The sequence below is a fragment of the Pseudonocardia lacus genome, from assembly GCF_018531445.1.
GTDB lineage: Bacteria > Actinomycetota > Actinomycetes > Mycobacteriales > Pseudonocardiaceae > Pseudonocardia > Pseudonocardia lacus.
Genome location: NZ_JAHDTH010000340.1, coordinates 1 through 4,808 on the forward strand (window position 1 = coordinate 1; position 4,808 = coordinate 4,808).

Annotated in this window: 7 protein-coding genes; 5 read left to right on the plus strand and 2 right to left on the minus strand. The window is 76.6% G+C overall.

The annotated features are described in order from the left end of the window. The 4 genes from KIK08_RS37265 to KIK08_RS37280 form a co-directional block, all read left to right on the plus strand. On the plus strand, positions 1-836 hold an 836-nt coding region (locus KIK08_RS37265; protein WP_214408023.1), incomplete at its 5' end, for a sensor histidine kinase. Beyond that, the gene (locus KIK08_RS37270) at positions 829-1,509 is read left to right on the plus strand and encodes a response regulator (protein WP_308258136.1); all 681 of its coding nucleotides are present in this window, start codon (positions 829-831) and stop codon (positions 1,507-1,509) included. The genes KIK08_RS37265 and KIK08_RS37270, both read left to right, overlap by 8 nt. A gap of 99 nt (positions 1,510-1,608) precedes the next feature. Continuing rightward, entirely contained in the window at positions 1,609-2,058 is a 450-nt protein-coding gene (locus KIK08_RS37275) for a nitroreductase family deazaflavin-dependent oxidoreductase (RefSeq protein WP_214408024.1), read from the plus strand. Positions 2,059-2,222: 164 nt separating this feature from the next. Then, complete coding sequence (locus KIK08_RS37280; RefSeq protein WP_214408025.1) at positions 2,223-2,477, plus strand: hypothetical protein; 255 nt, start codon at positions 2,223-2,225, stop codon at positions 2,475-2,477. Between the two features lie 79 nt (positions 2,478-2,556). On the opposite strand, the gene KIK08_RS37285 is transcribed toward KIK08_RS37280, so the two are convergent. After that, entirely contained in the window at positions 2,557-3,126 is a 570-nt protein-coding gene (locus KIK08_RS37285; protein WP_214408026.1) for a TetR/AcrR family transcriptional regulator, read from the minus strand. A 49-nt stretch (positions 3,127-3,175) separates the two neighbouring features. On the opposite strand from KIK08_RS37285, the gene KIK08_RS37290 reads away from it, so the two are divergent. Then, positions 3,176-3,841, plus strand: coding sequence for an enoyl-CoA hydratase/isomerase family protein (locus KIK08_RS37290; RefSeq protein ID WP_214408027.1), 666 nt, complete (start codon positions 3,176-3,178; stop codon positions 3,839-3,841). Positions 3,842-3,860: 19 nt separating this feature from the next. Here the strand turns inward: KIK08_RS37290 and KIK08_RS37295 are convergent. Further along, on the minus strand, positions 3,861-4,808 hold a 948-nt coding region (locus KIK08_RS37295), incomplete at its 5' end, for an ATP-binding domain-containing protein (protein ID WP_214408028.1).

Below are 4,808 nucleotides of genomic sequence, written 5' to 3' on the forward strand. Positions count from 1 at the left end.
CGCTGGTCGCGCTGCTCGCCGCGCTGGTGGCGGTGACCGGTGCGGGCCTGGCCGGCGCCGCGCTGCCGGGCGTGCGCCGGGTCGTCGTCCCGGCCGGGTGGGAGTCGTTCGCGACCACCCCCGCGTCGGCGGCGGCCTACGTCCTCGTGGTGATCGCCGCCGGGTGGGGCCTCGGCCGGGCGATGCGGGCCCGCCGGGCGGCCCGCGCGGAGCTGGCCGGTCTGCGTGCCCGGCAGGCGGTGGCCGAGGAACGCCTGCGCATCGCCCGCGACGTGCACGACGCCGTCGGCCACAGCCTGGGCCTGATCACCATGCGGGCGGCGGTGGCCCGCCACCTCGCCGACAGCCACCCCGAGCAGGGCCGGGCGGCGCTGGAGGCCATCGAGCAGACCGGGCGGGAGTCGCTGGAGGAGGTCCGGGCCGTGCTCGGCGCCCTGCGGGTCGGCGCGCCCGTCGCCGATCCGCTGCACCGCCTCGTCGAGCAGGCCCGCGCCGCCGGTGTCGACGTGGACGTCGGGTCGGCCGACCTGGAAGGCGCGCCGGCCGAGGTGCGGGCCACCGCGCTGCGGATCGTGCAGGAGGCGCTGACCAACGTGCGCCGGCACGCCGGGCCGACCCGCTGCCGCCTCGACCTCGTCACCGACGCCGACGGCCTCACCGTCGCCGTCGTCGACGAGGGCCCGCAGCCGGGGGTGCGGGTGGCGACCGGGCACGGCCTGCGCGGCATGCACGAGCGGGTGGCCCGGCACGGCGGCACGCTCGCCGTCGGTCCGGAGCCGGGCGGCGGGTTCGGCGTGCGGGCGCGGCTGCCGTTCGCGGAGGTGGGCCGTGACTGAGTTGGTGACCGAGCCGGCGGCCGAGGTGGTGGCGGAGCCGGTGAGGGTCCTGCTGGCCGACGACGACCCGGAGATCCGCGCGACGCTGCGGCTGCTGCTCGACGTGACGCCCGACATGGCGGTGGTAGGTGAGGCAGCCGATGGGCACGAGGCCGTCGCACTGGTGGCCGCGGCCACTCCGGACGTCGTGCTGATGGACGTGCGGATGCCGCGGATGGGCGGGGTCGAGGCCACGCGGCGGATCGTGGAGTCGGGCGCGGACACCCGCGTGCTCATGCTGACCACGTTCGACCTCGACGAGCACGTGCACGCGGCACTGCACGCCGGGGCGGCCGGCTTCCTGGTCAAGGGCGCGCCCGCGGCCCGGCTGCTCGACGCGATCCGGGTGGTGGCGGCGGGCGAGGCGCTGCTGGCGCCCACCGTCACCCGGCGGCTGATCGCCCGGTTCACCCGCGCCCCGGACGCGGCCGTGCTGGCCGGGGTGACACCGCGCGAGCGGGAGGTGCTCGCGCTGATCACGGAGGGGCTGTCCAACGCCGAGATCGAGCAGCGGCTGTGGCTGAGCCGGGGCACGGTCAAGACCCACATCGGCCGGTTGATGAGCAAGCTCGGCGCCCGCGACCGGGCCCAGCTGGTCATCGCCGGCTACCGGGCGGGGCTGGCCGAGATGTAGCGGTGGACTCGATCGAGAGCAGTGCTCTTGACAGGGAATCGAGAGTGGGGTTCACTGTTCCTAACAGAGAGCACTGCTCTCGAACTGAGGAGGAACCCCATGACCACCGCCCAGCGCAACCTCGTCCCCAGCCGCGGCGACCGCGTCTTCAACTCCGTCATGCAGTGGGTCACCCGCCGCGGCATCAGCGTGATGGGCTCGCGCGTCCTCGCCGTCCGCGGCCGCTCCAGCGGGCAGTGGCGGACCGTCCCGGTCAACCTGCTCGTCCTCGACGGCGAGCGCTACCTGGTCGCCCCGCGCGGCCACACCCAGTGGGTGCGCAACATGCGCGCGGCCGGCGGCGGGGAGCTGCGGCTGGGGCGCAAGGTCGAGGAGTTCACCGTCGAGGAGCTGGCCGACGCCGACAAGCCGCCGATCCTGCGGGAGTACCTGCGCAAGTGGGCGTGGGAGGTCGGGCGCTTCTTCGAGGGCGTCGACAAGGGGTCGCCGGACGCGACCCTGCTCGAGATCGCGCCCGGCTTCCCGGTGTTCCGCCTGGTCGGTCGCTGACCGGCGGCGAGAGAATCGACCGGCGCCGGCGAGGGCTCCCCAGTCCCGCCGGCCCGGTCACGGTCTTCAACGCCGCGCGGCGGCCGCGGTTACGGGTCGTGCGGAGAATCTTCGCCGAGCCCGGTGATCTAGCCCACAGGTCGTTCGCGGGGCACACTCTGCTCGTGCGCGATGAGCTGTGGGTGGCCGAGGTCGGCGAGGGCAACGCCCGCTGGTTGGCCACGGAGAGCCGCACCGCCCGGCTGGCCTCCGAGTACCGTCCGCGCGACCTCGGCGGCGGCCGCATCGAGTACGGCCACCACGCCCTCGACGCCGCCCGCGAGCTCGGCGAGGAGGAGGACGGCTACCTCACCGACGACGCCGACGGCCTGCGCGTGTGGATCGGCGAGGACGCCTTCGAGCTGGAGCAGACGCGCTGACCCGCGCCCGGGCCGGCCCGTCACGTTCGAGCCGCCCGCGTCGTCCGGGGACGCCGCCGCACCGCCACCTGCCACTGGTTCAGGCAGTCGGCGCGGCCAGGAGGCCGGCGAGGGTGCTGCCGGTGCGGTCGAGGACGGCGGGGTCGTCGGCCGCGCGGGCCAGCAGGATCGCGCCCTCCAGGGTGGCGATCACGAGCTCGGCGACGTCGTCGGGGCAGCGCCGGGCGAGCTGGGCCGACCACGACGAGAACGCCTCGTCGGCGGCGCGGCGGGCCTGGGCCGAGAGTGCCGAGGCGTCGACGACGCCGGCGGCCACCGGGCACCCGTAGTCGGTGCCGCGCTCGCGCATCAGCCGCGCGTAGCCCGCGAAGAAGCCGCGGACCAGCTCGGGGAGGGGGCGGTCGGACGCCGTGCGGTGGGCGAGCAGGGCTCGCACGTCGGCACCGTTGGCGGCGGTGGCGGCCGCGACCAGCTCGGCCTTGCCGCCCGGGAAGTGGTGGGCGAACACGCCCTTGCCGACCCCGGCCCCGGCGCAGACCTCGGCCACCCCGACCGCGCCGACACCCCGCCGGCGGAACTGCTCGACCGCCGAGCGGATCAGCCGGTCGCGGGTGGCGGTGCGCCGGCCATCGGGCTGGTCGTGGGGCATGCGACCACCCTAAACTGCTCGCACGATCGTACGAGCATTGGAGGGCGCGGTGCTGACCATCGACCGGCGCGACCGGTGGGCGTTGCTCACCCTGGACAGGCCCCGGCAGCGCAACGCGCTGTCGATCGAGCTGCGCGACGCGGTGTCCGATGCGCTCGACGACCTGGCCGGCGACGAGCGGGTGCACGGCGTGGCGATCACCGGCGCGGGCGGCACCTTCAGCGCCGGGTGGGACCTGCGCGAGTTCGAGCGCGCCCGCACCGACCCCGACCTCGCCGCGCGGATCTGGGCCTCCGGCGACCGCTTCCACCACACGCTGCTCGGCTTCCCGCTGCCGCTCGTGGCCGCGGTCGACGGCCCGGCGCTGGCCGGGGCGTTCGACCTCGCCGTCTGCTGCGACGTGCGCCTCGCCTCGACCACCGCCCGCTTCGCCCACCCGGAGTTCTCCTGGGCCGACGTCGTCTACGCCCCGCTGGAGGCGGCCGTGGGCGGTGCGGTCGCCCGCGACCTCCTGCTCACCGGCCGCCCGCTGGACGCCGGCGAGGCGCTGGCGGTGGGCCTGGTCTCGGTCGTCGTCGAGCCCGGGCAGCTCGCCGCGCACCTCGCCGGGGTGATGGCCCGCATCGCCGCCGCCCCGCGCGATGTGCTGCGCCGCACCAAGGCCAAGGCCGTCCGCCGCGCCGCGGTCGACCTCGCCCCCACGCTCCAGCTCTGACGCCGGCTCCCGCCCTGGCTCAGGAGCGGGGGGTGAGGCGGTGCAGGGCGGCGGGCAGCGGCCGGGTGTGCAGGACGCCGAGCTGCTGGGTGGCGCGGGTGATGGCGACGTACAGGTCGGAGGGGGAGCCGGCGAGGATCTCGTCGGGCTCGACGAGCACGACCACGTCGAACTCCAGGCCCTTCGCCTCGTGCGGGGCCAGCACCGTCGCGCCGGGGACGTCCGGCAGCGGCACGGGGGTGATGACGGCCGTCGTGCCGGGCCCGGCGGCGTCGGTGACGGCCGCACGCACCGCCGCTCCCAGCTCGTCGGGGGCGACCCGCCGGGCCCACGGCACCGTCCCGGTCGAGCGGACCGGGCGCGGCGCGGTGTGCCCGGGCAGGTGCTCGGCCAGCACGTCGGCGGCCACGGCGGCGACCTCGGCCGGCGTGCGGTAGTCGACCGAGAGCCGGCGCAGCGTCCACCGCCCGGGCAGCGCGCCGTCGGCGACCTGCTCCCACGCCCGCACCCCGCCCGCGGCCCGGCGCTGGGCCAGGTCGCCGACGACGGTGAAGGACCGGGTGGGGCAGCGCCGCACGAGCATCCGCCAGTCCATCGCGGACAGCTCCTGGGCCTCGTCGACCACGACGTGCCCGTAGATCCACTCGCGGTCGGCGGCGGCCCGCTCGGCGGTGCTGCGGGTGTCGAGCTCGCGCTGCCGGTCGGCCAGGACGTCGGTGGAGACCAGGTCGGCGGTCAGGATCTCGTCGTCGTCGGCGAACGCCTCGTCGTCCAGCATGACCCGCACGTCCTCGGCGACCTTCGCGACCTCGGCGGCGCGGGCCCGCTCGCGCTCGGCCGGGCGCCGGTCGGGCTCGCGGCCGAGCAGCTCGAAGGCCTCGTCGAGCAGCGGCACGTCCGAGACGGTCCAGGCGGCCCCGTCGGCCCGGTGCAGCGCGGCGCGGTCGGCCGCGGCAGCGCGGCCGCC